The 4,117-nt window shown below is 56.2% G+C and carries 3 protein-coding genes; 2 read left to right on the top strand and 1 reads right to left on the bottom strand.

Annotated elements, in window-relative coordinates; genetic code table 11:
* Window positions 1-303: 303 nt before the first annotated feature.
* Complete coding sequence (locus WMO20_RS14210; RefSeq protein ID WP_349187286.1) at window positions 304-1,458, top strand: glycosyltransferase family 4 protein; 1,155 nt, start codon at window positions 304-306, stop codon at window positions 1,456-1,458.
* Window positions 1,459-1,509: 51 nt separating this feature from the next.
* On the opposite strand, the gene WMO20_RS14205 is transcribed toward WMO20_RS14210, so the two are convergent.
* The gene (locus WMO20_RS14205) at window positions 1,510-3,126 is read right to left on the bottom strand and encodes a phospholipase D-like domain-containing protein (RefSeq protein WP_349187285.1); all 1,617 of its coding nucleotides are present in this window, start codon (window positions 3,124-3,126) and stop codon (window positions 1,510-1,512) included.
* Window positions 3,127-3,317: 191 nt separating this feature from the next.
* On the opposite strand from WMO20_RS14205, the gene udk reads away from it, so the two are divergent.
* Window positions 3,318-3,947: a uridine kinase gene (gene udk / locus WMO20_RS14200; RefSeq protein ID WP_097778425.1), complete on the top strand. Its 630-nt coding sequence runs from the start codon at window positions 3,318-3,320 to the stop codon at window positions 3,945-3,947.
* Window positions 3,948-4,117: the final 170 nt, after the last annotated feature.

The following is a 4,117-nucleotide window of genomic DNA, read 5'->3' as shown; positions in this document are numbered from 1 at the left end:
AACACAGAAGTTAAGCTTACTTGTGCCGAAGATAGTTAGCTGGAAACGGCTTGTGAAAATAGGTAGTCGCCGACTTAGAGAAACGCTTCAGGAGTTTTCCTGAAGCGTTTTTTAGTATGTAAAAGATGAAATTCCTACAAATAGAGCAAGATATAACTGAAAATTCATATTTTGTTAAAATACTTTATAGGAATTAGTTGCAGCTAAGGGATGCTTATGATACAATAATAATATGATACTGTGATGAAAAATGGGATTTGATAGAGATGTATTACAGAACGGAAGGAAGTAGTTACGTTGAAGGTGGCGATGATCGGGCACAAGGATTTTCCAAGTCGCTCGGGCGGTGTAGAGGTCATGGTCGGCGGGCTGGCCAGAAGTCTGGTGGAACGTGGCTATGACGTAACCGTGTATAACCGCGGCTTGGAAAAGCACCATAATGTGTACGATGTGGACGGCGTTCACGCACGGCGGGTATTTACCCTGCAAAAGCCTTCGCTGAATGCCACGATCTACTCCTTTCTGGCTACCTTTGACGCGCTGTTCCGGGGCTATGATGTGATACATTACCACGCCATCGGACCCAGCGTACCGCTGCTGATCGCTAAACTGTTCGGCAAGCACACCGTATGTACGGTGCACGGTTTGAACTGGAAGGTAGACAAGTGGCGCGGCTTTGCAAGCCGTTACATGAAGCTGGGAGAGAGGATCGCCGCAAAATATGCGGATGATCTGGTGGTGCTTTCGGAGACGGAATGGAACTATTTTTTGCAGAAATATGACCGCGCGTCCATTCTGATCCCCAATGCCATCCGCTTTTATGAAAGGCACGATTGCAGTTTGATCCGGGAAAAATATGGGCTGGAGCAGGGAGAGTACATCCTATATGTGGGACGCATCTCGCCGGAAAAGGGCACGATGGATCTGGTGGAGGGCTACCGCAAGGCCAAGACAGGGAAAAAGCTTGTGCTGGTCGGCCCGCTGGACGACAGCGAATATTGCAGGACAGTACAGCAGCAGGCACAAAATGACCCCAATATCATCATGACAGACTATGTGGTGGGCGACCCGCTGAAGGAGCTTTACAGCAACTGCGGACTGTTTGTTCTGCCCAGCCACACCGAGGGACTTTCCCTTTCTTTGCTGGAGGCGCTGTCCATCGGTGCACGGTGTCTGGTGAGCGATATCCCCGAGAATACGGTCGTGACCGACATTTACGGTGCGGCCTTTACGCCGGAGGATACGGACGACCTTGCACGGGCGCTGGAGCGGGAATGCGCACAGGAGTACCCGGACGCAATGCGGCAGCAGCAGATCCAGTACATCCATACAAATTTCGAGTACGAGGTGATGCTGGACCGTTACGAGGAGGTCTATCATCATGTGGTGGGCGACCCGCTGAAGGCGATGCCCTCCACCCTGAAAAAAAAGAAAGTGCCGGCAGGCGCAAAAGCATAAGCAAAGAACGCCCCGGGAACGTTTGAAAACGTTTCCGGGGCGTTTTTTCGTTTAGATCAGCGGGGCGATGAACTTGAGTACCATGCCCACCAGATGCAGCAGTTTTTTGCCCTGCCAGACGCTCTGGCGGGTAGGCTCTACTGTGCGGCACTGTGCCAGCGTATCCTGAAAATCAGCTTCAATACGGGGCAGGCAGTCCACGCCGCGCATCCAGACCGCGTTTTCAAAGTGGTGGTACAGACTGCGGTAATCCAGATTGATGGTGCCCACGACCGCCTCCTGCCCGTCCATGATCATCACCTTGGCGTGGGTGAAGCCGGGCACCCACTCGCTGATCTTTACACCAGAGGACAGCAGTGGCAGGTAATGGGTCTTAGCCAGCGCATAAGCAAACCACTTGTCCGGCTTGCCGGGTAAAATCAGGTGCACATCCACGCCGCGCTCTGCGGCAAAGCGCAGGGCGGTCTCCAGCTCGCCGTCCAGAATGAGGTAGGGCGTGATGATATGTACGCTGTGCCGGGCGCGGTTGAGCAAATCGATGTACACCATCTCGCCCACCCGCTCGCCATCCAGCGGGCAGTCGCCGTAGGGGATGACAAAGCCGTTGGCCTGCGTTTCCGGGAGGGGGCGGGTGAGGAACTGCGCAAACTCCGGCTCGCGCTGGATGCTCCACATCTGCAAAAACAGAGCGGTCATGGTGCGCACGCCCTCGCCCTCCAGCATGACGGCGGCGTCCTTCCAGCGGCCATATTTTTCAACGTGGTTGATGTACTCGTCGGCCAGATTCACGCCGCCGGTAAAGCCCACGCGGCCATCCACGACAAGGATCTTGCGGTGGTCGCGGTAGTTGTAGTGGGTGGAAACAAAGGGCGTGACCGGCGCAAACACCTTGCAGCGGATACCCAGCGCTTCCAGCCGTCTGGGGTAGTCCCGGGGCAGGGTGGAGAACTCGCAGGTGCCGTCATACATTACCCGCACATCCACGCCCTGCGCGGCCTTGCGTGCCAGTATCTCCAAAATGCGCCCCCACATCAAACCCTCGTCGATGATGAAGTATTCCAGAAAAATGTACTGGGTGGCGCTTTCCAGCTGGGGCAGCAGCGCAGCAAACTTGGCTTCTCCGCTGGGAAAATAGGTCACCTGTGTGTTTTCGTACACCGGGAAGCCGCCGCCCCGTCCGCGCAGGTACTGCGCCAGAGAGGCCGCGCCGGGGCAGTCGGCATCCAGCGCCTTGCCCGTCTTTTTGTTCTGCGGCAGTTGACTGCGGGTCTGCCCCTCCAGCTCCAGCAGGCGCTTTTTGAGCATCCGGTGACCGACATCCTCCTTGGTGTAGCAGAACAGCAGCACGCCCAGCACCGGGGCAAGCGCCGTGACCACCAGCCACGGGATGCGCACGCTGTTGTTCATGTCCTGATTGAGCAGGTAGACCATCATGACCGCCGTGACCAGCAAGGTGCCGCCCAAGTAATGGGGCAGCAGGTCGCTGAACCAGCGCATCAGGCTGAAGAGCGCCCCGAATTGCAGCACCAGCAGCACCAGCACCAGCCCAAAGCGGCTGAAGATGGCATGGATGAGCCCTTTCTGGCCTTTACGGAGCAGACGGATGCCGCCGTCCTCAAATACCCGGACCTTGCTTCTCATGGTGTGCTGCAATGTTTCTTTTGACATTTTGACCGTCCTTTTTTTGGAATGTGTCGGAGGATAGCCTGCAAGCCCTGTCCAAATGACACATTTTGTGCTATGATAAAGGGGAAGAACTGCTGCCGGGCGGCAGCAGAGCATATACAAGTCTATTATAATCGATTCCGACCGGTTTTTCCACAGAAACCGGCAGATTTTGTACAGAAGGAGTTTGCATCATGAACAACCTGATCATTGGCATCGCGGGCGGCTCGGGCAGCGGCAAGACCACCCTTGCGCTGCGGCTGAAGGAGCGCTTTGGGGAGGACGAGGTGCGGCTGATCTCCCACGACAGCTACTACAAGCGCCACGATGAGCTGCCCTTTGAAGAGCGCTGCAAGCTGAATTACGACCACCCGGACGCCTTCGACAACGCATTGCTCATCTACCATTTGCAGGAGCTGAAGGCCGGACGCGCCATCGACTGCCCGGTGTACGATTACTCCAACCACAACCGCAGCAACGAGGTGCAGCACATCGAGCCCGCCCCGGTGCTGATCGTGGAGGGAATTCTGCCCTTTGTAGAGCCGGAGCTGTGCGCCCTGTTCGACTACAAGATCTTTGTGGACACGGACGCGGACGAGCGCATCCTGCGGCGCATCCTGCGGGACGTAAAGGAGCGCGGGCGCAGCCTGGACAGCGTGATCGACCAGTACCTTACCACGGTCAAGCCGATGCACGAAGCCTTTGTAGAGCCCAGCAAGCGCAACGCGGACATCATTGTGCCCAACGGCGGCGAGAACAGCACCGCCGTGGAGATGCTGGCGCACCACATCCGCACCCTGATCGAGCGGGCGAACCGGGGGTAAGACGATTTAGAATGGCTTCCGCTGCGCTCTAGCCATGTTCAGCGGAAAGAATATTTTTAATTTTGGGGTTCTGAAAAGCCTGCGGGCTTTTCATCTTTTTTGCCACCCTGCGCCGGGTGGGCTTTGCGGGCGTAATGGCACAGGCCAAGGCCAAGCGGGAGTATAAAAAG

Source organism: Faecalibacterium intestinale, assembly GCF_040096575.1.
GTDB lineage: Bacteria > Bacillota > Clostridia > Oscillospirales > Ruminococcaceae > Faecalibacterium > Faecalibacterium intestinale.
The sequence above is the reverse complement of the archived record's forward strand: the minus strand, read 5'-3'. Positions and strand labels throughout refer to the sequence as shown.

Coding starts and splice junctions, on each gene's coding strand:
- WMO20_RS14205 (WP_349187285.1), bottom strand. CDS start 3,126: ATGTCAAAAGAAACATTGCAGCACACCATGAGAAGCAAGGTCCGGGTA.
- udk (WP_097778425.1), top strand. CDS start 3,318: ATGAACAACCTGATCATTGGCATCGCGGGCGGCTCGGGCAGCGGCAAG.